The sequence below is a fragment of the Micromonospora craniellae genome (assembly GCF_014764405.1).
GTDB lineage: Bacteria > Actinomycetota > Actinomycetes > Mycobacteriales > Micromonosporaceae > Micromonospora > Micromonospora craniellae.
The window spans coordinates 5190130-5215853 of sequence record NZ_CP061725.1; the positions used below are offsets into that span (position 1 = coordinate 5190130).

A 25724-nucleotide genomic window follows, 5' to 3' on the forward strand; every position below is an offset into this window, starting at 1 on the left:
TCCTAACACCCCAGCGCATGCGGGAGAGACACCTCAGCGCATGCGGGCGAGGACGTTCTCGGCGGGGGCGGGACGGCCGAAGTGCCAGCCCTGGCCGGCGTCGCACCCGATCGCGCGCAGCCGTTCGGCCTGCCCGACGGTCTCCACGCCCTCGGCGGTCACCGTCAGGTCCAGCGCGTGCGCCAGCGAGACCAGCGAGGCGAGGATGCGCTCGTTGGCCCGATCGTCCGGGTCGCGCAGGCCCCGGACGAACTCGCCGGCCACCTTCAGCTCGGTCACCGGCAGGTCGCGCAGGTACGCCAGGTTGCTGTAACCGGTGCCGAAGTCGTCGATGGCGATGCGTACGCCCAGGTCGGCCAGGGTCCGTAGGGCGCGTACCGGCTCCTCGGCGCTGCTCATCATGGTGCTCTCGGTGATCTCCAGTTGCAGCCGGTGCGCCGGCAGCCCGGTGCGCCGCAGCAGGGCGCGTACCTCCTCCACCAGGCCGGGCCGGCGGACCTGGCGTACCGCGAGGTTGACGCTGACGTACGGCGGTTCGCCGGTGGCGGCCGTCCAGCCGACCGCCTCCCGACACGCCTCGGCGAGGACCCAGGTGCCCAGCGGCACGATCAGCCCGGTCTCCTCGGCCAGCCCGATGAAGCTGTTCGGCCGCAGCACCCCCAGCTCCGGGTGGCGCCAGCGCACCAGCGCCTCGACGCCGAGCATCGAACCGTCGTGCAGCGACGTCAACGGCTGGTAGTCGAGGTAGAACTCGCCGCGCTCCAGGCCGGCGGGGATCGCCGCACTCAACGCCTGGCGGGCCTGTTCGCGGCTGTCGCGCTCGGCGTCGTACAGCGCCCAGCCCCCGCCACCGGCCGTCTTGGCCCAGTGCAGGGTGCTGCCGGCGGCCCGCAGCAGGTCGTCGGGGGAGGTGTCGGCGGCCCGCCGCTCCACGACCCCGACGCTGGCGGTGACCGTAACGTCGTGCCCGCCGACCACCACCGGCTCGGAGAGCGCGCCGAGGGCCGCCTCGGCGACCGCGACCACGTCACCGGTGCCGGTGGAGCGCTCCACCAGCACCACGAACGCGTCTCCGCCGAGCCGGGCGACCAGGTGCGGCTCCACCGCCCGGGACAGCCGCCGGGCCGCCGCCACCAGCGCCCGGTCGCCGATCGAGTGGCCGTACGAGTCGTTGACCCGCTTGAAGCGGTCCAGGTCCAGGAAGCACAGCCCGACGCGCCGGCCACCGCCGGACGTACCGTCGAGCGCGGCGTCCAGCCGTTCGGCGAACAGTGTGCGGTTGGGCAGGCCGGTGAGCGGGTCGTGGGTGGCCTGGTGGCGGAACCGGGCCTCGCTGGCCCGCAACGCCCGTTCCGCGTCGACCCGGGCGGTCAGCGCGGCGCGGCGGATCGACTCCTGCTCGTCCAGCGTCCGGTCGTGCAGTGCCCGGGCGTAGCCGGTGGCGATGGCGGCCAGCAGCCGGGCCATCCGGTCCTCGATGTCGTCGGCGGCCAGGTCGAGGTCGCGGACCAGCCGGAGCTGGATCACCTCCACGGTACGGCCGAGCGCCTCGGCGGAGGCGATGTGCGCGGCGACCAGCTCGTTGGCTACCCGGTGGCCCACCCGCAGGTCGAGCGGCTCCGCCCGCAGCGCCTCGGCGAGCTGGTCGGTGAGCCGCTGCAACACCAGTTCCAGCTGGGCGTGGGGCATCGGCAGGTAGCTGGTGCCGGAGACCGCCTTGGCCCAGGCACGGGCGAACGTGCCGGCGCAGGATCGGCCGTCCGGCGGCTCAACCACCGAGCCGCCCGACCCCACCCAGGAAGACCGCCTGCTCGGCGTTCTCGGCGCTCTCCGGCGTCTCCGGGCGCCACTGCGGCACCCACACCACGCCGGGCTCGACCAGCTCGAAGCCGTCGAAGAACGCGGTCAGCTCGGCCCGGCTGCGCACCCACAGCGGATTGTCGGTGCGCTGGTAGACATCCTCGGCCTCGGCCCGCTGGGCCTCGTCGCGGCCGTCGTCGCTGGCCTGCGAGATCATCAGGTGACTGCCGGGGGCCAGCGCCTCGCGCAGCGTACGCAGCACGTCGGCGGGGCGGTCGTCGTCCGGCACGAAGTGCAGCACCGCGACCACCAGCACGGCGACCGGCCGGGAGAAGTCGAGCAGAGCGTTGACGTCGGGATGCGCGAGGATCCGCTCGGGATTGCGGAAGTCCTCCTGCACGACCGTCGCCTGCTCGTTGCCGGCCAGGATCTCCCGGCTGTGCGCCACCGCCACCGGGTCGACGTCGACGTAGACCACCCGGGAGTCGGGAGCGTGCCGCTGGGCGATCTCGTGCACGTTGCCGACGGTCGGGATGCCCGACCCGATGTCCAGGAACTGCCGGATCCCGGCGGTGGTGAGGTACTGCACGGCCCGGCGCAGGAAGGCGCGGTTGGCCTGGGCCATCAGCGGCGCCTCCGGCACCGCCGCCATCATCGCCCGGGCCGCTGCCCGGTCGGCGGCGAAGTTGTGCGAGCCGCCGAGATAGTAGTCGTACATGCGGGCGACGCTCGGTCGTTCGACGTCGATCGTCTCGGGTGACCAGTCCGGCCGCTGCATGCCACACCCCTTCGCGCCAGCCGGGGCGACACCGCCCCGGCCGGTATTCTGCCCCGCCTGGGCGCGGGAGGCCATAGCGCGATCACCGATGCGGCCATTGACGTGCAGAAATGTAATTTCGATCGAGGGTGGACGCGGAGACCCGGCGGTGAGGACGTGCCTCGACGCCGGGTGCTACGACGGTCGGTCAGAACTTCGGGGCGTCCGGGGCCTCGAGCAGACCGAGCCGCAACGCGGTCATCAGCGCCTGGGCCCGGTTGGCCGCACCCAGCTTCTCGTACAGCTTGGAGATGTGGGTCTTGGCGGTGGACTCGCTGACGAAGAGCTGCTTGGCGATGCCGGCGACGCTCATCCCGTCGGCGAGCAGGCGCAGCACCTGACCCTCGCGGGGGGAGAGCTGCGGACCGGACGGCGCGAGCCGCCGCTTCATCGCCTCGGCCAGGTCGGCGGCGGTGAAGGCGCTGGGGGAGGAGGCGGCGTGCCGGGCGGCGGCGACCACCTCGTCGGCGGGCGCGGTCTTCGGCACGAACGCGCTGGCACCGGCCTCCAGCGCGCCGAAGAGCTGGTCGTCGCCCGCATACATGGTGAGCACCACGATGCCCATGGTGGCGCTGGACTTGCGCAGCGCGCGGGTGGCCTCCAGGCCGCTGCCGTCGGGTAGCCGCAGATCCATGATCACAACGTCCGGCTGCAACGCGCCGGCCTGTCGCACGCCCTCGGCCGCGGTCGCCGCCTCGCCGACGACCTCGAACTGCCGGTCACGCTCGAAGGCGTGGCGCAGTCCCTTACGGATCAAGTCGTGATCGTCGACAAGGAGGACCTTGGTACGTGTGGCCGGTGTCGGGCTTGTGGTCATCCTCGGGTTACTCCCCTTCTGCTGCTACGGCGCTACCGCGAACGTTATCGCGCCGGGGCGACGAACCGACCACAACCGCTACGGTCGTCCCGCTCGGCTGTCGCGGCCTGATCTCCAACCGGCCTCGGATACGTTCCGCTCTCTCGGCCATGATCGCAAGACCATAGTGCCCGTCCGAGCGCTGGTCACCCATGCCGTGACCGTCATCCGACACTTCGATCTGTGCGTACGGGGGATCCACCTCACAGGTGACCCAGAGGTTGGACGCCCCCGCGTGCTTGCGCGCGTTGGTGACCGCCTCCTGGGCGATGCGCAGCAACTCCGCCTCGGTGGCGGCGGGCAGCCGCGCGGTCGACTCGTCCAGCGACAGGTGCACCCGCAGCCCGCCAGATGCGCCGACGGTCCGGGCGTACTCGGCGATGGCCGCGGCCAGGCCACCGTGCCGGTCCACCTCGCTGCGCAGCTCGAACAGGCTCAGCCGCAGCTCGGTGATCACCCGGGTGACCTCCTGGCGCAGCGTCTGCAGCGAGTCGGCGGTCTCCTCGGCGTCGTCGTGCACGGTGGCGAGGGCGTTGTCGATGCCGTAGCCGACCATCACGAGTTCCTGGGCCACCCCGTCGTGGATCTCGCGGGCCAGCCGCTGCCGTTCCTCGTTGGTGGCCAGCGAGCGCACCTCGTCGAAGAGCAGCGCCGCCTCCAGGCGCAGCGCCGCCGGGCCGGTCAGCGCGGTCACCCGGGCCACCACCGACGGCGGGTACGCCTGCCCGGCGTCGGCCTCCAACACCACCAGCCCGACCGTACGCAGCCCGGCGACCAGCGGCACGATCAGCGCGGAGACGTCCCCGCCGGTGTGCGAACGCGACTGAGAGCGGGCCGCGGTCTGCGGCTGCTGGCTGGCCCAGGCGTCGGCGATGGCCGAGTCGGCGTCGAGCGTGGTCTCCCAGTCGACGCGGTCGGCGCCGATCTGGGCGAGCACCACCAGCCGCCCGCCACCGCTGGCGGAGAGCACCGCACCCCGGTCGGTGCGGGCCACCGTGCGCAACTCCTCCAGCAGGTGCTCGGAGATGCCACCGGGGTCCAGGGTCGCCCCGGGCAGCTGCCGGGCCACCGTACGGAGCTGGGTCAGCAGGCGGGTCGCCTCGGCGTACGGCTGCGGCTTGCCCTCCTGCCGGATCTGCATCACCCGGTGCAGGGTGCTGGCCGCGTACAGGCCGAGCGCGGCCAGGATCAGCCACTGGGCGCAGACCGCCAGGTAACCGGGCTGGGCCAGTTGCCGTACCCCGCCGACCTCGGTGAGCGCCCCGGCGACCAGCAGGGTCCCGGCGACGACGGCGATCAGCGTGGCGCCCTCGCGGAAACGCCGCCGCAGCGCGGTCACGGTGACCGGCACGGCGAGGTAGGGCAGCACAGCGGAGGCGCCCAGCCCACCGATGTGACCACCGACGGTGGCGACCGCCGCGACCTGGCTGGCGGCCAGGCCGAGCACCATCACCTCGGCCACCCGGCTCAGCGGCCCGACCAGGCGGTGCTGCGGCGCCAGCAACGCGGGCAGCCCGGCGGCCGCCAGCAGGGCGATCCACCACAGTTGCGCCACGTCGTGGGTGGCGAGCAGGGTGAGGACGGCGACCAGCGCGAGCACGACCACCCGCGCCGCCGCAGCGAGCGGGTGGGAGCGGGCCGGGGCCGATGTCGAGGCGGGCACGTGACGGATGGTAGTCAGGCGCCGTAGATGTCGGCGATCTCCGCCGCGTACGTCTTGTGGACGACCTGGCGCTTGACCTTCATCGACGGGGTCAGTTCGCCGGTGGCCTCGGTGAAGTCGCGGGGCAGGACCCGGAACACCTTGATCGCCTCGGCCTTGGAGACCGACTGGTTGGCCTTGTCCACCGCGGTCTGGATCTCCGCCCGCAACGCCTCGTTGCCGCGCAGCGAGTCGACGTCGGTGTCGGCCGGCAGCCCGGCCGACTCCAGCCAGGCCGGCAGGGCCTCCTCGTCGAGGGTGACCAGGGCGGCGATGAACGGCTGCCGGTCGCCGACCACCAGACACTGGCTGACCAGGCGGTGCGCCCGGACCTGGTCCTCCAGCACGGCCGGGGCGACGTTCTTGCCGCCGGCCGTCACGATGATCTCCTTCTTCCGGCCGGTGATGGTCAGGTAGCCGTCGCCGTCGAGCGAGCCGAGGTCGCCGGTGTGGAACCAGCCGTCGGCGGTGATCGCCTCGGTGGTGGCCGCCTCGTTGTGCCAGTACCCCTGGAAGACGAGGTCGCCGGCGATGAGGACCTCGCCGTCGTCGGCGATCCGGATGGTCACGCCGGGCAGCGGGCGACCGACGGTGCCGATCCGGGTGTAGTCCGGCAGGTTCGCCGAGGCGGCGGGGGAGGTCTCGGTCAGGCCGTACCCCTCGCAGACGGTCACCCCGACGCCCCGGAAGAAGTGCCCCAGCCGGGCGCCGAGCGGCGCGCCACCGGAGATCGCGTCCCGGCACCGGCCGCCCAGCGCCGCCCGCAGCTTGGCGTAGACCAGCTTGTCGAAGAGGGCGTGCTGGGCGCGCAGGCCCAGGCCCGGACCGGACGAGGTCTCCAACGCCTCGCTGTACGCGATGGCGACCGCCTCGGCCCGGGCGAAGATCTTGCCCTTGCCGGCGGCCTCGGCCTTCTGCTTCGCGCCGTTGTAGACCTTCTCGAAGACCCGTGGCACGGAGAGCACGAAGGTCGGCTTGACCTCCTGCAACTCGGCGACCAGGTGCTTGGGGTCGGCGCAGTGCGCCATGGTCACCCGGGCGTGCACCACACCGATCTGGATGAGCCGGGCGAAGGAGTGCGCCAGTGGCAGGAACAGCAGGGTCGACGCGTTCGGGCGGAACAGGTTCGGCAGCACCGGCACCGCGTTGGCGATGTCGGCGTACATGTTGCGGTGGGTCAGCACGCAGCCCTTGGGCCGGCCGGTGGTGCCGCTGGTGTAGATGATGGTGGCGACGTCCGAGGAGCCCAGGTCGGCGCGTCGCCGGTCGATCTCCGCCGGTTCCGCCGCCGCGCCCGCGGCGACCAGCTCGTCCACGCCGCCGAGGTCGATCTGCCAGAGGTGGGCCAGGTCGGGCAGATCGTCGCGGACGCCGGCCACCAGCGTGGCGTGCGCGGTGGTCTCCACCACGGCGCCCACCGCACCGGAGTCGGCCAGGATCCAGGCGGCCTGCTCGGTGCTGGAGGTCTCGTAGATCGGCACGGTGACCGCGCCGGCCGCCCAGACGGCGTAGTCGACCAGGGTCCACTCGTAGCGGGTACGGCTCATCAGCGCGACCCGGTCACCGGGCCGTACCCCGGCCGCTACCAGGCCCCGGGCCACCGCCACCACCTCGTCGCGGAACTGCCGGCAGGTCACGTCTACCCAGCCGCCGGAGTCGTCGCGCCGGATGAACTGGACCGAGTCGGGGGCGGCCTCGGCGTTGTCCCAGACCGGGTCGGTGAGGTTGGCGGAATCGCCGACCGTGACGATCGGCGGGACGGAGAACTCGCGCACCTGCACTCCCTCGTGCTCGCTGGCCGGATCGGCCGCCCTCGCGGCTGGTGTGAAACCTACCGTCTGACCGGCGTACGAGCACATCTCAGGTGGGGCGGCGCGGCGCGGCGCCCGCCACTGGACGGGTAGCCTCCCCCCATGGCGGACTCCTCCACCCAGTCGATCACCATCGGCGCGCCACCGGACCGGGTGGCGGCGGTGATCTGTGACTTTCCGAGCTATCCCGAGTGGGCCGAGGCGGTGCGGCGGGCCGAGGTCGTCGAGGAGTACGAGGACGGCTACGCCAGCCAGGTCCGGTTCGTCCTCGACGCCGGGGTGATAGCCGACGAGTACGTGCTCGCCTACGGCTACTCCGAGGACCTGTCCCACATCGAGTGGCAGCTGGTGGCGCCCTCGAAGATGCAGAAGGCCCAGCGCGGCTCGTACGACCTGGTGGCCGATGCCGACGGGGGCACCACCGTGACGTACACGCTGGAGGTGGAGCTCGCGGTCGGGATGCTCGGCATGTTCCGTCGCAAGGCCGAGAAAATGATCATGGACGCCGCGTTGAAGGAGCTCAAGCGCCGGGTAGAAACCCTCGGTTCGGCGCAGTGACGCATCCGGCGACCCGGTCGCCACGGTAGAGGAGCCCAGCATGGGTGCGACAGGTCCGGGTTCGGCCCGGGAAGAGGCGGAGCGGCTGGTCGCCACTCTGCTGGCCGGCGTACGGCTGGCCGCCGCGAATCCCGGCGCCGGGCCGTTCGGCCCGCTCGGTGGGATGGTGACCAGTGTCCTCGGTCACAAGGACGCCCCCGCCGGCCGGGGTGGTCACGCCGAACCCGTCGGCGCCGGTTTCGCCACCGGTGCTGCGGAATGCTGTGTCTGTCCGGTCTGTCGAGGTATCGCCGCCTTGCGTGACCCGAGTCCGGAGTTCGCCGAACGGCTGGCCACCGGCGCCGGTGACCTGGCCGCCGGTCTGGCCAGCTTCCTGCGGGCCTTCAACACGGCCGACCCGCACGCCGACCCCGCCGCACCTCCCTCCGCCCCGCCCCGGCCCGATCCCGGCCACGCCGGGTCCCCGTCCAGCCCTTCCGCGCCCACCGGCGGCCCGTCCGAGCCGACCGGACACAGGCCGGACGGCGATCACGTGTGGCGCGAGGCGACCCGTACCGGGCATGATTCTCAGCCGGCACCGGAGCGGGACGTCTGGTCCGCCGCCACGCGGGCGGAGGACGACGCCGCGCCGGAGGCGGAGGCCGTGCCCGGCGGCGGGCAGTAGGGCGAGCCAGGCGACGGGGCCTGACCAGGGAGGACCCGTGCCACCGGCGAGGGCAGGTGCGCGGGGTGGCACAGCAGAGGGGAGTGGCAGCGGTGACGCTGACCATCGGAGTCGACGTCGGTGGCACGAAGGTGGCCGGCGGTGTCGTCGACGACACCGGCAGGGTTCTCGTGCAGACCCGACGGGACACCCCCGCCGACGACGTCGGCAAGACCCGGGACGTCATCATCGAACTGGTCACCGAACTCGCCTCCGGATACGAGATCCAGGCGGTCGGCGTCGGCGCGGCGGGCTGGATCGACGCCGGTCGCTCGACTGTCCTGTTCGCCCCCAACCTGGCCTGGCGCGACGAGCCGCTGCGGGCGTACGTCAGCGCGGCCGTCGGGCTGCCGGTGATCGTGGAGAACGACGGGAACGTGGCCGCCTGGGCCGAGTTCCGGTACGGCGCCGCCCGGCAGGCCGACGACTCGATGGTCATGTTCACCATCGGCACCGGCGTCGGCGGCGGCATCGTGCTCGGCGGTGAACTCGTCCGGGGCGCCAACGGCATCGCCGCCGAACTGGGTCACATGCTCACCGTGCCGGACGGCCACCAGTGCGGCTGCGGGCGGCTGGGCTGCATCGAGCAGTATGCCAGCGGCAGCGCCCTGGTCCGCTTCGCCCGCGCCGCCGCCCGGCAGGAACCGCAGCGCGCCACCGCGCTGCTGGAACTGGCCGACGGCGAGGCCGAGGCGATCACCGGCCCGATGGTGACGGCTGCGGCCAAGGGCGGTGACCCGGTGTCGGCCGAGGCGTTCGCCCAGGTCGGACGCTGGCTCGGCACCAGCCTGGCGGACATGGCGCAGATCCTCGACCCGCAGGTCCTGGTCGTCGGCGGTGGCGTCATCGACGCCGGTGAGCTGCTGATGGGCCCGACCCGTCGCTCGTTCGCCGAGGCGCTCGCGCAGCGCAGCCGGCTGCCGGTGGCCGACATCCGCCCGGCCGAGCTGGGCAACTCCGCCGGTGTCATCGGCGCGGCCGACCTGGCCCGACGGATCTGAGGATGAGCGGTTCGGGCGTGCCGCTACGCGTCGTGTCGTACAACGTGCACGGCCAGCGCGACGACACCGCCGCGCTGGCCGAGGTGGTCCGCGCGACGGCACCGGACGTGGTGGTGGTCCAGGAGGGCCCGCGTCGCTTCCGGTGGCGGGAGAAGTCGGCGGCGCTGGCCGAGTCGTTCGGCCTGGTGGTCGCCGCCGGTGGGCTGCCCGCCCTGGGCAACCTGGTCCTGACCGACCTGCGGGTCCGGGTGACCGGCGCCCGCTGCCGGCGGTTCCCGCTCACCCCGGGGCGGCACCTGCGCGGCGCCGCGTACGCGGACTGCGTGGTGGGTCGGTCCGCCCGCTTCACCGTGGCCGGCTCGCACCTGTCCACCGACCCGGCCGAGCGGCCCGGCCAGGCGGAGCTGTTCCGGCGGGACCTGGCCGCCGCGCCGTACCCGGTGATCGCCGCCGCCGACCTCAACGAGGAGCCGGGCGACCCGGCCTGGCGCACGGTGGCGGAGGGGCTGACCGACACGGCGGTGGCCGCGGACCGGGCCGACCGGCTGACCTACTCCTGCGCGAACCCCCGGCGGCGCATCGACGCCCTCTTCGTCGACCCCCGGATCTCCGTGGTCGACTACGACGTGCTCGACACCCCGTTGACCCGCAGGGCCAGCGATCATTTTCCGCTCCTGGTCGACCTGCTGATTCCCGCCGCAGGCTGACCTGCGGCGGCTCCGACGGGCTGGACATCCCGCTCCGTTGTGGAGAGGATTTCGCCCGACCCGGCACCCGTGCCGAGACGAAGGAGACCCCGGTGCCCACCCCCACCGAGCACCACGGTCGGTCCGAACCGGAGACGACCCCCCTCGCCCGCAGCCGTGACGGCCGCCCCGTCTCCGACCGGGGCGACACCGTCTGCGTCATCGGCGCGGGCGCCAGCGGCCTGACCGCCGTCAAGAACCTCGCCGAGCACGGCTTCGGTGTGGACTGCTACGAGCGCGAGACCGGCATCGGCGGCGCCTGGAACTGGCGGCACGACCGCAGCCCGGTGTACGCCAGCACACACCTGATCTCGTCGCGGCCGTTCACCCAGTTCCCCGACTTCCCGATGCCCGACGACTGGCCCGACTACCCGCACCACAGCCAGTTGCTGTCCTACTTCGAGCGGTACGCCGACCACTTCGACCTGCGCCGGCACATCTGGTTCGGCACGGAGGTGGTGCGGGTCGAGCCGGTCGACGACGACCGCTGGGACGTCACCACCCGCAGCACCGGCGGGTACGGCCCGGAGCGCACCTCCCGGTACGCCGCCGTGGTGATCGCCAACGGACACAACTGGTCGCCGAAGCTGCCCCGGTACGAGGGACTGGAACAGTTCCGGGGCGAGGTGATGCACGCCTCGTCCTACAAGGACCCGGCCCAGTTGCGCGGCAAACGGGTGCTGGTGGTGGGCGCCGGCAACACCGGGTGCGACATCGCGGTGGAGGCCGCGCAGCAGGCGGCACGCTGCTGGCACTCCACCCGCCGGGGCTACTGGTACGCCCCGAAGTACGTCTTCGGCCGTCCCGCCGACCAGGTCAACGACACTCTGCTGGCGTTGCGGGTGCCGCTGCGGGTACGGCAGTGGCTCTATCACCGGACGCTGCGGCTGACCGTCGGCGACCTGACCCGTTTCGGCCTGCCCCGGCCCGACCACCGGGTGTACGAGACGCACCCGATCGCCAACAGCCAGCTGGTCTACTACGTCGGCCACGGCGCGATCACCCCGGTGCCGGACGTGACCCGGCTCCACTCGCACTCGGTGGAGCTGACCGACGGCCGGCAGATCGACCCGGAGGTGGTCGTCTTCGCCACCGGCTACCTGCCGCGCTTCGATTTCCTGGACGCGAAGATCCTCGGCGACGACGAGGGCGTCGGCCGTCCCCGGCTGTGGCTCAACGCCTTCGTGCCGGAGCACCCCACCCTCGCGGTGACCGGCCTGGTCCAACCGGACTCCGGTGTGTTCACCCTGTCGCACTGGCAGGCGGTGCTCTTCGCCCGGCTGCTGCGGCTGCGGACCACCCGGCCGGACCGGGTGACGGCGTTCGCGGCACGGGTCCGTGCCGGCGCCGGTGAGCGCTATTCGGGTCAGGTCAAGGACTCGACCCGGCACTGGTTCGAGGTGGGCCACGCCGACTACCTGCGTGTGCTGGAACGCGCGCTGCGCGACCTGGAGGGCAAGTGAGCGAGCGGGGCAGCGGCGTGAGCGAGCGAAGCGAGGCGACGGCGTGAGCGAGCTCGTACGTGTGATGCGGGCCTGGGAATGGGCACGTCCGGTGCGCCCGGTCCGCCGTGAGGTGCTCAGCGCCACGCCCGAGCTGGAGGAGGGGCGGCCACCCCTGCTGTTCGTGCCCGGGTATGGACACGGCGCCTGGGTGTACGCCGAACACTGGCTCGGGCACGCCGCCGCGCGCGGTTTCCCCGCGTACGCGGTGAGCCTGCGCGGGCACGGCGGCAGCGGCCCGGCGCCGGACGCGACGCTGCGCGCGTACGCCCACGACGTGGTGCAGGTGGCGGCGGGCCTGCCGCGCCAGGCGGTGCTGGTGGGGCACGGGGCCGGGGCCCTGGTGGTCGCGCACGCCCTGGCCCGGTATCCGGCCCGGGCGGCGGTGCTGGTGGCGCCGGTCCTCGGTGGGTGGGCGACGTTCGGTGCCGCGATGCGACGCAACCCGTTCGGCACCCTGCCGGCGGTGTTCGGCGGCGGGCTACGCCTGCACCGCCGCCAGTTGTTCAGCCGCGAGCTGCCCGAGGCCGACGCACGGCGCTACACCGGCCGGCTGGGGCGGGCGGCCCGGCGGGCCCAGTGGCGGCTGCTGACCGGGGCCGAGCCGGAGCCGCCGGTGGGGCGCCCGCCGGTGCTGGTGCTGGGCAGCCCGGACGACCTGGTGGTGCCGCCGTCGGCGCTGACCGGCGCGGCCCGCCGGTACGACTCGGCCCCGCTGCTCTTTCCCGGCATGGGACACGACCTGATGCTCGACGCGCGCTGGCAGGAGCCGATCGACGCGATCCTGGACTGGCTGGACAAGGGCCCGGCCCGCGACGACCGCCCCTGATGCGCGCGATCCCGGCCCGGTCCGCGTGGTCCGGGCCGGGGCCACCCACCTCAGCCGGTGGTGAGGTGGGTGACCAGCTCGCCGTTCTGGTCCAGGGTGGACAGGTAGGACCGGGCCCAGGCCCGGATGTCGTGTCGGTGCAGGTGCTCGCGCATGGCCCGCATCCGCGTCCGGACGTCCGCCGGGTCGGCCCGCAGCGCCGCGAGCAGGCCCTGCTTGAGCCCCTCCAGGTCGTGCGGGTTGACCAGGTACGCCTGCGGCAGCTCGGCCGCCGCCCCGGCGAACTCGCTGAGCAGCAGCGCGCCCGCGTCGTCCACCCGGGCGGCGACGTACTCCTTGGCGACCAGGTTCATCCCGTCCCGCAGCGGCGTCACCGCCATCACGTCGGCGACCCGGTAGAGCGCGGCCAGTTCGGCCCGGTCGAACGGCTGGGTCAGGTAGTGGATCGCCGGCTCGCCGACCCGACCGAACTCGCCGTTGATCCGTCCGACCTCGCGTTCGACCCGGTCACGGAGGATCTGGTACTGGCCGACCCGCTCCCGGCTGGGCACCGCGACCTGCACCAGCACGGTGTCGCGGACCTTGACGTGCCCTCCGGCCAGCAGCTCGCTGTACGCCTTGAGCCGCTGCTCGATGCCCTTGGTGTAGTCCATCCGGTCGACACTGAGGATCACGTGGTCCGGGCTGCCGAGGTCGTGTCGCAGCCGCCGGGCCCGGTCCGCAACCGCCGGTCGGCCGGCCAGCGCGGCCATCTCGGCGGTGTCGATGGAGACCGGGAACGCGCCGATCCGGACCACCCGGTCCGCGACCGCGATCCGCCGGTCGGTGGCCGGCAGGTCCAGCACCTTGGAGACCAGTTGGGCGAAGTTGTGCGCGGCCTGGGCCCGCTGGAAACCGACCAGGTCCGCGCCGAGCATGCCCTGTAGCAGTTCGGCGCGGCGGGGCAGCTGCATGAACAGCTCCGGCGGCGGGAACGGCACGTGCAGGAAGAAGCCGATGCGCAGGTCGGGCCGGAGCGTGCGGAGCAGCCCCGGCACCAGTTGCAGGTGGTAGTCCTGCACCCAGACCACCGCGCCGGTCTCGGCGACCTCGGCGGTGGCCTCCGCGAACCGCTGGTTGACCCGCTGGTACGCGTCCCACCAGCGCCGGTGGTGCTGCGGCTGCTCGACCGCGTCGTGGTAGATCGGCCAGAGAGTCGCGTTGGCGAACCCCTCGTAGTGGTCGCGCAGGTCCTCGCCGGTCAGCGGCACGGCGTGCATCCGCACCCCGTCGACATCCGGCAGGCTGGGCGCGGGACCTGTCCCGCCCGCCCAACCGACCCACGTGGCCGGGGTGTGTCGCAGTAGCGGGTGTAGCGCACTCACCAGCCCGCCTGGGCTGCGGCGCCACTCACAGGCGCCGTCGAGCGCCACGTTGTCGTCGATGGGGAGGCGGTTGGCCACCACCACGAGAGAACTCTGTCGCATCTCGGGCATTCCGATCAGCAGGGGAGTGACCGCCACGAGAAAGGAACAACCGGGCAGTCGGCGGGTGACGTGACGTACTGCGGTATTCCTACTGACAGTAAGTTACACCACTGTTACGCCCCCCTGGTGCGGGCGGTGCGCGTCCCGGTATCCGGGCGGCTACGGTGCGCGGTGGGTGGAAGGCGCCGGGGCGACCTGCACCGGCTCAGACGACCGCGCCGTCGTCCGGACCGCGGTCCTCGGCGTCACCGGGGCGCAGCCGCCAGACCAGCGTGACGAATCCGGCCAGGATGCTGGTGAAGCCGAGCAGCGTCACGATGCTCGGGTCGGCGGGGAGCAGGTCCGGGAAGAGGAACAGCACGAAGCCGAGCATCACGGCGAGGACGCCCGCCACGGCGTACTTCGACACCCGGGGCAGGGGCGGGGGCGGCGGCGGGACGTAGCGTTCGTCGTCGTCGGGGTGGTCGGGCAGGTCGGCGCCGAAGGTGTCCAGGCCCTCCAGCAGCGACGGGCCGTCGCCGTCACGAGGGCCCCGCCCCACCGAGATGCCGGAGACGTCGGCCGCGTAGGGCAGCCGGCGCACGTCGGTGGCGGTCGGGCCGGACGGCTCCTCGGGCGTCGGCCGGGGTGCGGTCATCGTGCCGCCGCCGTCGGGCTGGTCGTCCACGTTCTCCGCGGCGGGCCACGGGTGGTCCCCGCTGCCCGGCGAGCGGTGGAAACCGGCGACGATCCGTTCCCACTCGGCGTCGATGTCCGGTTCCTCGTCGGCCCGGGCGGGGGTGCCGGACTCGTCGGCGAGCTGGCTGAGGTAGTCCCGAGCGGTGCTCAGATGAGAGCGGTCCACGTAGAGCCGGTCGACCGGCCGGGCCGGGACCGTGGTGGTGCGGGTGACCGGGTTCAGGTCGGCCGAGGGTTGCAGATAGGCGGCGATACCGCCGGCGGCCAGCACGTCGAGCAGGTGCTCGCCGACGCGCGGGTCGACGTCGCCGGCGATGGCGTACTCGCTGGCGTCGAGCCCGTTGTCCCGCCGTCCCCGGCGGGCCCCACCCGCTGACACCGGACCATCCTCCTCATCGCGCCCGCCGGCGCGCGCCCGCTCCAGCCCCTCGGCGCGCCCCCGCACGCCGTGCTCTGAATCGTGACACGTCCAGGGTCGGTTCGGGGAGTGCCTTGTGGCGTGGGGTATGAAGTCGGTGTCCGTGCCGCTGGTCGCGGCCGTGCCCCTATGTCCGTTCTTGCTCGGTGCGTGCCAGGGGACACGGTGGTCACGACGCCCCGGCCGGGAGGCGGGTCGGCCCGCCCGGACGTTGTGGCGGGCGGTGGAGGTTCGTAGGCTTCCTGCCATGACCGCCCGGCCAGGCCGTGCCGTCGCGACGACCGCCTCGCCGAAAGGACGCCGGTGCTGTACTGGCTCTTGAAGTACGTGTTCCTCGGCCCGCTGCTGAGAGTCATCTTCCGGCCGCAGGTGGAGGGCCTGCACCACGTACCGGCGACCGGCCCGGTGATCCTGGCCAGCAACCATCTCTCCTTCTCGGACTCGATCTTCACCCCGCTGATCGTGCCGCGGAAGGTCACCTTCGTGGCCAAGGCGGAGTACTTCACCGGCAAGGGCGTCAAGGGCTGGTTGACGAAGATGTTCTTCGTCGGCACCGGCACCATCCCGGTGGACCGCTCCGGCGGCCAGGCCGCCCGCGCCGCGCTGGACACCCAGCTCACGGTGCTGCGTGCCGGTGGCATCGCGGGCATCTACCCGGAGGGCACCCGGTCACCCGACGGGCGGCTCTATCGGGGCAAGACCGGTGTGGCCCGGCTGGCGCTGGAGAGCGGCGCGCCGGTGGTGCCGGTGGTGATGCTCAACCTGGACGAGATCCAGCCGCCGGGCACGATCATCCCGAAGCTCGCGCGGGTGCGGATCCGCTTCGGCCCGCCGCTGGACTTCTCCCGGTACGCAGGCCTGTCCGGTGGCCGGTTCGTCGAGCGCGCCGTCACCGACGAGATCATGTACGAGCTGATGGAGCTCTCCGGCCGCGAGTACGTCGACGTGTACGCGCAGAAGCTCAAGACCCCACCCACCCCGGCGGCGTCGGTCGCGGCCTGATCCGCACCGGCGCCGGTCAGGAGGCCAGCGTCCGGGCGCCGGCGTCCGGCGGGTTAGCCAGGCGGAGCAGGCCGGGCGCGCCGTTGCGGTGCGCGAACGCGCGTACCTCGGTCAGCGGCCCGCTGCTCGCCGCCGGGTCCTCCGCCGCCGCCGACTCCCGCACCGCGAAGGTCAACGCCAGCATCCGGTCGGTGACGTCGGGGATCCCGGCGTAGATCTCGGCGGCGGCCAGGTGCAGCTCGGCGGCGCGCCGATGGTCGCCGTCGGCACCGGCCACCGCGCCGGCCACGGTCCGCAGCGCCGCCTCCGACCAGGGGGTACGGTGCCCCACCTGGTCCAGCATCGCGCGGACCCGGGCGGCCGGCTTCCGCCCGGCCAGGGTGGCCGCCCAGCCGGCGGCGGCGATCCACTCGCCGCTGGCCAAGGCGGGCACCGCCGTCCACGCCTCGGCCAACTCGTCGACGAGCGCGGCGGCCTCCTCGGTGCGCCCCTGCAACGCCCGGCACAGCGCGCCCATCGCCACCATCGTCCAGTGCAGCCGGTGGAAGCCGCTACGTCGGGCGGTGTCCAACGCCGCCGCCACGTCGTCACCGGGCGCCTGGGCGGCGGCGCCCGGGTGGCCGGGCGGCCCGGCGGCCGTCGGCACCGGCTGGCCCCGCAGCACCAACAGGCACGACCGCAGCCCGCGTACCTGCATGTCCCAGCTGCCGGTGGGGGTGTCGACGAACGCCTCGGCGGCGGCGAGCAGGCGCGGGAAGTCCCCCTCGAACCAGGCCCGCATCGCCTCACCGGAGTAGCTGGTGGTCAACGTCTGCCCGCTGGCGGTGCGGGCCGGCGCCGCCGAGAGCAGCGCGTCGGAACGTAGCCAGTCGCCCTCCTCACGGACCGCGTACGCGAGGTTCTGGGTGGCTCGGGGCAGCGCCAGGAGCTGGCCCGCGCGGCTGAACTCGACGAGCGCGTGCAACTCGTCCAGGCCGGCCCGGTCACCGGCCTGGTACCGGGCGGTCGCCGCGGTGATCCGCGCGTTGGTGCGGATCTCGGTCAGCCCGAGCCGCTCGCCGATCTCGGCGGCGGCGGCCGCCGCCGTCACCGCCGGATCGCGCTCGTAGTTGAGCATGTGCAGCCGACCCAACTCGGCGAAGGCGTCGGCCTTCTGGGCGCTGTCCGGCAGCGGCTCGAACAGCCGGACCGCCCGGTCCAGGCAGACCAGCGCCGCCTGCCGGTCGGCCCGCAGCCAGGCCGCCTGGCCGAGCAGCGTCCAGGCCCGTGCCGCGCACGCCTCGTCACCGCAGGCCAGCAGCCGGTCGGCCAGCGTCTGCACCTGCTCCGGCCCGCCGCCGGCGAGGAACGCGTTGCCGTCCCGGTAGAACGAGATCTCGGTGCTGAGCAGCTCCAGTTGCAGCCGGCCCACCGGGTCGGAGTCGTCGGCGAGGCCGAGCGCGCGGGCCGCGTGGCTGGCGGCGGCGTCCAACCCGTGCAGGGCGTACGCCCTGCGGGCGGCCCGGTGCAGCGCGGCCCGGGCCGGACCGGCGTAGCGACGGGTCTCCAGGTCCAGTGACCGGGCGATCTCGTGTGCCGCCCAGCGGTGGTGGGCCAGCACCTCGGCCAGGTCGGTGTCCCGGCTCTGCGACAGGGTGTCCAGCCAGTCGGCCGTCCGGTCGTGCCGGGCCACCCGCTCGGTACGCGGCAGCCGCTGGTAGCACACGTCGCGGACCAGCACGTGCCGGAAGCGGTACTCCGGCTGGCCGGCCATCGTGGACGCGGCCTGCTCGTGCACGAAGTCCCGCTGCTCCAGCCGGCGCAGCGCGCGTTCGACCGCCTCCACCGGCTGCCCGACGGCGGCGGCCACCGCACCGGGCCAGAACTGCACGCCGACCACCGCCGCGGCCAGCAGCACCGCCCGGTCCTTCGGGTCGAGCAGGTCGACCCGGTTGGCGATGACCGCGTGCACGCTCTCCGGCATCGGCAGGTCCAGGTGCTTCTCCAGCGACCAGCCCCGCCCCGACTGCCGCAACGCGCCCTGCTCGATTAGCATCCGGACGTACTCGTGCGCGTAGAGCGGGTTGCCGCCGGCCACCTCGATCAGCGGGGTCAACAGGTCGGCCGAGAAGGCGGCCTGGCCGAACATGTGCGCGTACAGCGCGGCGATGCCGGTGTCCCGCAGCGGCGGCAGGGTGATGGTCACCGAGCCGGTGATCGTCCCCGCCCAGCTCGGGTCGCGGTCGACCAGCTCGGGACGGGCGGTGCAGAGCAGCAACAGCGGCACGTCCCGGGCCGCCGCCCCCAACAGCTCCACGAACCGCAGCATGGCGTCGTCGGCCCAGTGCAGGTCCTCGAAGACCAGCACGGTCGGTCGGCGTGCGGCCAGCGCCAGCAGGAAGCGTCGCCAGGCCGACTCGGCCTCCTCGGCGGGCAGCGGCGTACCGGCCAGACCGACCAGGGGACGCAACGCGTCGGCGACCCGGTCGCGCTCGCCGGGCCCGACCAACTCGGCGACCGCCCCGGCGAGCCGCTGCGCGGCACTGGTGGCCGGATCGGTGTCCAGGATGCCCGCCTCGGCCTTGACGATGTCGGCCAGCGCGGCGAACGTGACGTTCTCCCCGAACGGCGGGCAGCGCCCGATCCGCCAGGTCAGCGGCTCGTCCACCAGCCGGCCGGTGTGCCGGTGCAGTTCGCGTACCAGCCGGCTCTTGCCGATGCCGGCCCGGCCGAAGACGGTGACCACCTGCGGGCGGCGGTCGCGCAGGCTGCGGTGCAGCGCGTTGACCAGCATGCCCAGCTCGTGCTCGCGGTCGATCAGCGGAGTGGTGTCCGGCTCCCGGTCGGTGGCCTGCTGGCGTACCGCGGACAGGGCCAGCCACACCTCCGTCGGCGCGGACCGGCCGCGCAGGGTGACCGGGGGCTGCTCGTCGTAGCGGATGGTCTCCCGGGTGAGCGCGTGCGTGGTCCCGTCCACCAGCACCCCGCCGGGCGGTGCCACGGACTGCAACCGGGAGGCGGTGTTCACCACGTCGCCGGCGACGATCGCCTGCCCGCCGTCGCGGGCGGCGGCCACGTCGACGAGCGCCTCGCCGGTCGCCACGCCGACCCGGAAGCGCAGCCCGTCGGTGCCGGTGGGGGTGAACCGGGTCAGCACCCGTTGCAGCTCCAGACCGGCGCGGACACAGCGCAACGCGTCCGTCTCGGTGGCCACCGGCGCGCCGAACAACGCCATCACCGCGTCGCCGATGTACTTCTCGACCACCCCGCCGTACTGCCCGACCACCCGGCGGGCGGCGGAGAAGAAGCCGGTCTGCATGCCCCGGACCAGCTCCGGGTCGGCCCGCTCGACGTACGGCGTGAAGTCGATCAGGTCGACGAAGAGGACGCTGACCCGACGCCGGTCCTCCTGCGGAATGGCCGCGGGACGGTCGCTGCCGGCCCGGGGGGTGCCGCAGGAGGTGCAGAAGGCGATGTCGGCGGCGAGTGGGTGGAGGCAGTGCGGGCAGACGGCACCGAGCTCCCTGCCGCAGCCACCGCAGAAGCGGTCGCCGTCGGCGGCGGTGCGTCCACAGCGATCACACTGTGCGGTGATGACACCCTCCACTGGCGAGCCCCCGACGCCCGGGGGCGCAGGTCCGAGTATCGCTGCCCGGCGGACTGTCGGGTACCGGGCTGTTGGCTTGTGGACACTCCTCCGGGCGGTCCGACGTGTGTCGAACGGCTAGATTCAGGCAGCCGATCTCATGGAACACGCTGATCAGGGGGACAGCCTCATGGTGTACGTCATGTTGAAGAGTGACTGGACCGACGGTAACGGAACCACCCACCCCGCCGGTGACTCGGTGGACGTGGACGCCGCCACCCTCGCGCTCCTGCAGGCGCAGGGCATCGTCGGTGAGGTGCCGGGGTCGGGCAAGGACGGCACCGACTGGGCCGGTCCGGGCGGTACGGACTGGGCCGGTCCGGGCAGCACCAAGCCCTGACCTGGAGGGTGCGCGGGCGGGGCCGGGGACGATCGTCCCCGGCCCCGCCCGTTCGTCGTTTCCGCCTCGGCGCGGTGGGTCAGCGGTCGCTCATGCCCGCCCGGCGGCGTAGCGCCGGCACGTCGGTGACCACGATCCGGCGACCCTCGGTGCGCAGCCAGCCCCGGTTGGCGAACGACCCGATCGCCTGGTTGACGCTCTGCCGCGAGCCGCCGGCCATCTCGGCGAGCTGGCTCTGGTTCAGCTCGATGGTGATCATCGGAGCCTGGCTCTCACCGGCGAGCCGGACCAGTGTCTTGGCGACCCGACCGGGCAGGTCGAGGAAGACGTGGTCGGCGTTCTGCTCGGTGAGCCGGCGGATGAGCGCGCCCAGGGAACGCATCACCGCGTCCAGGATGCGCGGATTGGAGTGCACCAGCTCCATGAAGGCGCCCCGGGACAGCGCGAGGGCGGTGCAGTCCTCGATCGCCTCCGCCGAGGCGGACCTCGTGGAGGCGTCCAGCAACGAGACCTCACCGAGGACGTCCGGCGGTCGGATCACCGACAGCACGGCCCGTTCGCCGGTCGGCGCGGTGCGGAACACGGCCACGGCTCCCCGTCGCAGCACGATCAGCGACTCGCCGGGGTCGTTCTCCACGAACAGCAGCTGACCCTTGCGGTACGTCCGGGGCACCGCAGCGGCGATGACCCGCTGACGCACCTCCGGCTCCAGCCCGGCGAACATCTCCACACCCGTGAGCGCGTCGCCCGGCTCCGGCAGGCGCATCTCCACGGCCCCACCCCTCCCCCGGTAAAGGACCCCACTCGCTCACCGGGTGAGCCTGGCGGCCCCTGACGAGGTGGTCTGACACCCGTGCGGCGTCCGGCAGCGGTACACATCAGATCATGACGGTCCGGTCGCTTGCTGTACACCCCTCAAATCACTTCCGTGACAGCTTCGAGCTGCGGTGATCTTCCCACAGGGTTCTTGGAAGCGCTCCCGGGTAGGTGACCCGGGCGTGACGCCCCGGCGGGCGTCGGCGAGGATGGCCGGGATGGCCTACCGCTACTTCTACGACTGCGAATTCATCGAGGACGGCCGGACCGTCGAGCTGGTCTCGATCGGCGTCGTCGACGAGTACGACCGCGAGTTCTACGCGGTCTCCACCGAGTTCGACGCGACCCGCGCCGTGCCCTGGGTACGTCGCCACGTGCTGGACAAGCTGCCCTCTCCGGCGGACCGGGCGTGGCGCTCGCGGGAGCGCATCCGCGACGAGCTGTACGACTTCCTGGTCGAGCCGATCCGCGACCGGCCCGGTGAGGAACTGGAGCTGTGGGCCTGGTACGCCGCGTACGACCACGTGGCGCTGGCGCAGCTCTGGGGGGCCATGCCGGCCCTGCCCCGGGAGATCCCCCGTTACACCAAGGAGTTGCGGCAGCTCTGGGAGGAGCGGGGGCGGCCACGGCTGCCGAACGCCGACGCGGCCCGCCACGACGCCCTGGTCGACGCCCGGCACAACCTGGCCCGGTGGCGGGCGATCACCGGTTCGTAGCGCCGGTGTCCGGTATCGCCTGGGACGGTCGCACCACCGGTCTGCTCGGGTCGGCGGGTCCGGCGGCGGGCGGCGGCCCGGTGGGTGCCGGTGACGGCGGCTACTGACTGGTAACCGGGGCGCGGTGTGAGGTGGACCGGCACGGCGACTACAGTTTGCCGGGACGGCCCGCCCCGGGCCGGCAACGGTGCCGAGGTCTGACCTGACACGTATCCTGGGGCTTGATCGGGCTTGACCGAATTGCTCCCCAGGAGGATGAGCGGATCATGCGTATCGGCGTGCTCACCGGCGGCGGCGACTGCCCGGGTCTCAACGCGGTCATCCGGGCGGTGGTCCGTAAGGGCGTCGCCAGCTACGGCCATGAGTTCGTAGGGTTCCGGGACGGCTGGAAGGGCCCGCTGGAGGGTCTGTCCCGTCCGCTGGGCATCGCGGAGGTCCGTGGGATCCTGCCGCGCGGCGGCACCATCCTCGGCTCCTCGCGGACCAACCCCTTCAAGATCGAGAACGGCGTCGAGCGGATCAAGGAGAACCTGGCCGCGCAGGGCGTCGACGCGCTGATCGCCATCGGCGGCGAGGACACCCTCGGTGTCGCCACCAAGCTGCACGAGCTGGACGTCAAGGTCATCGGCGTGCCGAAGACCATCGACAACGACCTCGGCGCCACCGACTACACCTTCGGCTTCGACACCGCGGTCAACATCGCGATGGAGGCGATCGACCGGCTGCACACCACCGCCGAGAGCCACCACCGCACCCTGGTCGTCGAGGTGATGGGCCGGCACGCCGGCTGGATCGCTTTGCACGCCGGCCTGGCCGGTGGCGCCAACGTGATCCTGCTGCCGGAGCGGCAGTTCGACGTCGAGCAGGTCGCCGGCTACGTCGAGAAGCGCTTCCAGCACCAGTACGCCCCGATCGTCGTGGTCGCCGAGGGCGCCCAGCCGCTGGAGGGCCAGATGGTCCTGCAGAACCAGGAACTGGACTCGTTCGGCCACGTCCGGCTCGGTGGCATCGGCCAGTGGCTGGCCGAGCAGCTGGAGGCCAAGACCGGCAAGGAGGCTCGCACCGTCGTGCTCGGGCACATCCAGCGCGGTGGCACCCCGACCGCGTTCGACCGGGTGCTCGCCACCCGGCTCGGCCTGCAGGCGATCGATGCCGTGCACGAGGGCGACTGGGGCAAGATGGTCGCGATGCAGAGCACGGACATCGTCCGCGTCCCGCTCGCCGACGCCACCCGCGAGCTGAAGACCGTGCCGCTGGAGCGGTACGCCGAGGCCGAGGTCTTCTTCGGCAGCTGATCGTCGTCCCGGTGTCGCGGCGGGCCACCCGGTCCGCCGCGACACCGGCACCCGAAGGGGGTACGTCAGGTGTCAGCCGGGGTGCACACCGTCGCCGTGATCGGCGCGGGCAAGATCGGCGAGCTGATGCTCTCCGGCCTGCTGCGGTCCGGCTGGCCGGTGGACCGGCTGCTGGCCACCGCCCGCCGGCCGGCACGCGCCGAAGAACTCGCCGCCCGCTACGGCGTCCGGGTGGTGGACAACCTCACCGCCGTCGACGAGGCCGACGTGCTCGCCGTCTCGGTGAAGCCGCAGGACGCCGCCGCCCTGCTGGACGAGATCGGGCCCAAGGTGCCCGCCGACAAGCTGGTCATCTCGCTCTGCGCGGGCCTGCCCAGCGGCTTCTTCAGCCGCCGGCTGCCCGAGGGCACCCCGGTGGTCCGGGTGATGACCAACACCCCGGCCCTGGTGGACCAGGCGATGACCGCCATCTCCGCAGGGGCACATGCCACCGGTGCACACCTGGCGCTGGCCGAGGAGATGTTCAAGCCGCTCGGCGCGACGATCCGGGTCCCCGAGACCCAGCAGGACGCCGTCACCGCGCTCTCCGGCTCCGGCCCGGCGTACTTCTATCTGCTGGTCGAGGCGATGACCGACGCCGGCATCCTGCTCGGCCTGCCCCGGCAGGTGGCGCACGACCTGATCGTGCAGACCGCGATCGGCTCCGCGGTGATGCTGCGGGACTCCGGCGAGCACCCGGTGAAGCTGCGCGAGGCGGTCACCTCACCCGCCGGCACCACCATCTCCGCCGTACGCGAGCTGGAGAACCACGGCGTACGCGCAGCGCTGCTGGCCGCCCTGGAAGCGGCCCGCGACCGGGCCCGCGAACTGGCCGCCCAGGCTGAGTGAACGGCACCGGCCGGACGGGCTGGCCGACCCGGCGACACCGGTCCGCGGCGGACTCGTTCCGCCGACCGCCGTGCCGCATACTGTCGCGGTGTTCACACTCGCCCAGGCCCGACACCTGGTGGCCACCCTGCACCCGCGCATCGACGAGCTGATCCGGGTCCGGGCCGACCTGGCCGAGTTGCAGACCGACCTGGCCCACCACGGGCTGAGCGCGCTCGGCGGCCGACCCGAGGTGAAGGGGCTGGAGGCCCGGCTGCACGCCATCCTCGACGACATCCGGCAACACGGCATCGAGATCAAGAACGTCGCGCCGGTGCTGCTCGACTTCCCCGGCGAACGGGACGGCCGCCAGGTGCTCTGGTGCTGGCTGGAAGGCGACAGCGACGTGCGCTGGTACCACCGTGCCGACTGCGGCTTCGCTGGCCGCCGCCCGATCTGATTCGGCCCCCTATCGTTCAGCATGCAATCTACCGTCTAGGAGGTACTGGCCTTTATTGTGCAATGCTGCGGTGAGGGCAAGACCTGGGTCGACGCCGGCTTCAAGAACCGCGTCGTCGAACACGGCGCCGCCCTCGGCGTCGACGTCGAGATCGTCACCAAAGACCCCCAGGTCAAAGGCTTCAGCGTGGTCAAACGCCGATGGGTCGGCGAACGCGCCATCGGCTGGCTCATGCACCACCGCCGCCTCGTCCGCGGCTATGAAGCCCGACCCCACAACTCCGCCAGCATGATCACCCTCGCCATGATCGACAACCTCGCCAAACGCCTCACCACCGAAACTACCCCAACCTGGCGAGAACCCCTAAAAACACAAAACACGCAAAATACGTGAATCGGACGTCCTCTGACGGCTGGTGCTGATGAATCCGTGATGTCCGAGCGAGGGGATGACGGCTCAGCGCAAGCCGCTCGGGTCGATGTACCCACGCTGCACGGCGCGGACGAGGCGACGGGGAACGTGATAGGTCATGCCGCCGACCTGGACGGGCACGAGGTCGACCGGAGCCGCTTTCCAGTTGGCGCGGCGGTGACGGGTGTTGCTGCGGGACATACGACGCTTGGGAACGGCCATCAGGACTCCTTCAGAAAGTGGAACAATTACCAAATCAGGCTACGTGGGAGATCGGCCCGAGCCAGGGTTCGAGCCCATCCCACGGCTCGTTCCACAGCCGGCCCCGACTCGCCAGCTCCTCATCGGTGAGCAGGCAACGGTTGAACGCCTGAACGATCTCGGCAGCACCGTCGTCGAGACCGACGACGGTGATGCGGGTCATCGGCTGACCCCCTTTCCATGTCTGACCGGCTCCGATGCTCGCCTGGCCGCCGGCACCGTCCCACACGCAGACGGCGTTGGGTCGGGTGGGCACCCAGAAACAGCCCCGGGAACGGCGTGGCCCGCCGCCGAGGTTGACTATCTCGTCCTGAAGCCGGAGGGGGTGGAACGACCGGTCGGAACGCAGGTCGAGCCGCCAGACACCGCTTGAATCGAGCGGCGGGAGGGCACCGCGTCGTACGTTCGACACCCAGTGCTCGACCGATTCGTGGTGGCGGATCCCAGTGGTCAGGGCAACGGCGTCGAGCGCCGACAGGTCGGTTACCACCGGTACCCGAGGTCGGGCCAACGCCCGGACGAGCGCTGTCTCGTCCGGATCGGGCTCGCAGGTAAGGCTGACCAGGTCGGCGTACTCGACCATGGCGCTGGACACCTCGGCAACGCCACGTCGGTCGTCCTCGGCGGTGGCGATACCCCGTTCATCGAGCAGGTCGTCGCCGAGCAGGTCGCCCGCGACCGTAGTACCGTCGAGCGCGGTGACGACGGCGGCGATGGCGACGTGGGGAGCGTTGCGTGGGGCCCAGCATACGACCCGGCAGACCTGGACTGCTTCAGCAGCGATCGGTAGGCAGGCGACGATGCTCTTCCATCGGCCCTGCGCGGCGACCCGTTCAAGGGTGGGCACGATGTCTTCGCGGATCGCGCAGGAAACGCAGGCGTGAGCGAGGTTTATCTCCTCGTGCTCGACGATGCCTGTCACGTCGCTGACGACGCGAGTGAGAACCTGCCGCCCGACGTCGATGGTATGGCGCACTGCGACGGCTTGCGGCAGTCCGAGCTGGAGCGACAGGGAAGCCGCCAACATCGCACTTTCCTGCACGC

General features: G+C 72.5%; 22 protein-coding genes and 2 pseudogenes. 13 read left to right on the top strand and 11 right to left on the bottom strand.

Annotated features, from left to right (window positions below; genetic code table 11):
• Positions 1-33: 33 nt before the first annotated feature.
• From ID554_RS23570 to ID554_RS23590, 5 genes are all read right to left on the bottom strand, one after another.
• Entirely contained in the window at positions 34-1689 is a 1656-nt protein-coding gene (locus ID554_RS23570) for a putative bifunctional diguanylate cyclase/phosphodiesterase (RefSeq protein ID WP_117228462.1), read from the bottom strand.
• Positions 1690-1768: 79 nt separating this feature from the next.
• A complete protein-coding gene (locus ID554_RS23575) occupies positions 1769-2578 on the bottom strand; it encodes an SAM-dependent methyltransferase (protein ID WP_117228411.1) in 810 nt (269 codons plus the stop codon).
• Between the two features lie 187 nt (positions 2579-2765).
• Complete coding sequence (locus tag ID554_RS23580) at positions 2766-3434, bottom strand: response regulator transcription factor (protein ID WP_088972416.1); 669 nt, start codon at positions 3432-3434, stop codon at positions 2766-2768.
• A 7-nt stretch (positions 3435-3441) separates the two neighbouring features.
• A complete protein-coding gene (locus tag ID554_RS23585) occupies positions 3442-5136 on the bottom strand; it encodes a sensor histidine kinase (RefSeq protein ID WP_117228412.1) in 1695 nt (564 codons plus the stop codon).
• A 14-nt stretch (positions 5137-5150) separates the two neighbouring features.
• The gene (locus tag ID554_RS23590; protein WP_117228463.1) at positions 5151-6950 is read right to left on the bottom strand and encodes an AMP-dependent synthetase/ligase; all 1800 of its coding nucleotides are present in this window, start codon (positions 6948-6950) and stop codon (positions 5151-5153) included.
• A gap of 138 nt (positions 6951-7088) precedes the next feature.
• On the opposite strand from ID554_RS23590, the gene ID554_RS23595 reads away from it, so the two are divergent.
• The 6 genes and pseudogenes from ID554_RS23595 to ID554_RS23620 all read left to right on the top strand — a co-directional run bounded on the left by ID554_RS23595 (position 7089) and on the right by ID554_RS23620 (position 12325).
• Positions 7089-7544 carry an SRPBCC family protein gene (locus ID554_RS23595; RefSeq protein WP_117228413.1) on the top strand — a complete coding sequence of 152 codons (456 nt, stop codon included), beginning with the start codon at positions 7089-7091 and terminating at the stop codon, positions 7542-7544.
• Positions 7545-7584: 40 nt separating this feature from the next.
• Positions 7585-8293 (top strand): annotated as a pseudogene (locus ID554_RS23600) (hypothetical protein); the annotation flags it as partial.
• A gap of 7 nt (positions 8294-8300) precedes the next feature.
• Positions 8301-9248 carry an ROK family glucokinase gene (locus ID554_RS23605; RefSeq protein WP_117228464.1) on the top strand — a complete coding sequence of 316 codons (948 nt, stop codon included), beginning with the start codon at positions 8301-8303 and terminating at the stop codon, positions 9246-9248.
• 2 nt (positions 9249-9250) lie between these two features.
• Positions 9251-9955, top strand: coding sequence for an endonuclease/exonuclease/phosphatase family protein (locus ID554_RS23610; RefSeq protein ID WP_117228414.1), 705 nt, complete (start codon positions 9251-9253; stop codon positions 9953-9955).
• A gap of 92 nt (positions 9956-10047) precedes the next feature.
• On the top strand, positions 10048-11457 hold the full coding sequence (locus ID554_RS23615) for a flavin-containing monooxygenase (RefSeq protein WP_117228415.1): 1410 nt from the start codon (positions 10048-10050) through the stop codon (positions 11455-11457).
• 64 nt (positions 11458-11521) lie between these two features.
• Positions 11522-12325 (top strand): alpha/beta hydrolase, encoded by an 804-nt coding sequence (locus ID554_RS23620; protein ID WP_396888563.1) that lies wholly within the window; start codon positions 11522-11524, stop codon positions 12323-12325.
• Between the two features lie 50 nt (positions 12326-12375).
• Here the strand turns inward: ID554_RS23620 and ID554_RS23625 are convergent, their stop codons facing one another.
• Positions 12376-13791: an alpha,alpha-trehalose-phosphate synthase (UDP-forming) gene (locus ID554_RS23625; protein ID WP_117228465.1), complete on the bottom strand. Its 1416-nt coding sequence runs from the start codon at positions 13789-13791 to the stop codon at positions 12376-12378.
• Positions 13792-13996: 205 nt separating this feature from the next.
• A complete protein-coding gene (locus ID554_RS23630; RefSeq protein WP_117228466.1) occupies positions 13997-14848 on the bottom strand; it encodes a DUF308 domain-containing protein in 852 nt (283 codons plus the stop codon).
• A 342-nt stretch (positions 14849-15190) separates the two neighbouring features.
• Between ID554_RS23630 and ID554_RS23635 the strand changes: the two genes are divergently transcribed.
• Positions 15191-15889: a lysophospholipid acyltransferase family protein gene (locus ID554_RS23635; protein WP_117228417.1), complete on the top strand. Its 699-nt coding sequence runs from the start codon at positions 15191-15193 to the stop codon at positions 15887-15889.
• Positions 15890-15905: 16 nt separating this feature from the next.
• Here the strand turns inward: ID554_RS23635 and ID554_RS23640 are convergent, their stop codons facing one another.
• Positions 15906-19475, bottom strand: coding sequence for an ATP-binding protein (locus ID554_RS23640; protein WP_117228418.1), 3570 nt, complete (start codon positions 19473-19475; stop codon positions 15906-15908).
• A 181-nt stretch (positions 19476-19656) separates the two neighbouring features.
• Here ID554_RS23640 and ID554_RS23645 point away from each other — a divergent pair, with 181 nt between their 5' ends.
• Complete coding sequence (locus tag ID554_RS23645) at positions 19657-19854, top strand: hypothetical protein (RefSeq protein ID WP_223884219.1); 198 nt, start codon at positions 19657-19659, stop codon at positions 19852-19854.
• A 79-nt stretch (positions 19855-19933) separates the two neighbouring features.
• Here the strand turns inward: ID554_RS23645 and ID554_RS23650 are convergent, their stop codons facing one another.
• Positions 19934-20626, bottom strand: coding sequence for a Crp/Fnr family transcriptional regulator (locus tag ID554_RS23650; RefSeq protein ID WP_013735136.1), 693 nt, complete (start codon positions 20624-20626; stop codon positions 19934-19936).
• Positions 20627-20888: 262 nt separating this feature from the next.
• Here ID554_RS23650 and ID554_RS23655 point away from each other — a divergent pair, with 262 nt between their 5' ends.
• The 5 genes and pseudogenes from ID554_RS23655 to ID554_RS23675 all read left to right on the top strand — a co-directional run.
• On the top strand, positions 20889-21386 hold the full coding sequence (locus ID554_RS23655; RefSeq protein ID WP_117228419.1) for a polyadenylate-specific 3'-exoribonuclease AS: 498 nt from the start codon (positions 20889-20891) through the stop codon (positions 21384-21386).
• A 266-nt stretch (positions 21387-21652) separates the two neighbouring features.
• Positions 21653-22681, top strand: a complete 1029-nt coding sequence (locus ID554_RS23660; protein WP_117228420.1) for a 6-phosphofructokinase — start codon at positions 21653-21655, stop codon at positions 22679-22681.
• 69 nt (positions 22682-22750) lie between these two features.
• Complete coding sequence (gene proC / locus ID554_RS23665) at positions 22751-23569, top strand: pyrroline-5-carboxylate reductase (protein WP_117228421.1); 819 nt, start codon at positions 22751-22753, stop codon at positions 23567-23569.
• Positions 23570-23657: 88 nt separating this feature from the next.
• Complete coding sequence (locus tag ID554_RS23670) at positions 23658-24008, top strand: DUF2203 domain-containing protein (protein WP_117228422.1); 351 nt, start codon at positions 23658-23660, stop codon at positions 24006-24008.
• Between the two features lie 78 nt (positions 24009-24086).
• A pseudogene (locus ID554_RS23675) lies at positions 24087-24401 on the top strand (IS5 family transposase); the annotation flags it as partial.
• 63 nt (positions 24402-24464) lie between these two features.
• Here the strand turns inward: ID554_RS23675 and rpmF are convergent.
• Together rpmF and ID554_RS23685 are read right to left on the bottom strand one after the other, a co-directional pair.
• Positions 24465-24641 carry a 50S ribosomal protein L32 gene (rpmF, locus tag ID554_RS23680; protein WP_012015354.1) on the bottom strand — a complete coding sequence of 59 codons (177 nt, stop codon included), beginning with the start codon at positions 24639-24641 and terminating at the stop codon, positions 24465-24467.
• Positions 24642-24675: 34 nt separating this feature from the next.
• Positions 24676-25602 carry a GTP-binding protein gene (locus ID554_RS23685; protein ID WP_223884220.1) on the bottom strand — a complete coding sequence of 309 codons (927 nt, stop codon included), beginning with the start codon at positions 25600-25602 and terminating at the stop codon, positions 24676-24678.
• Between the last annotated feature and the right edge of the window lie 122 nt (positions 25603-25724).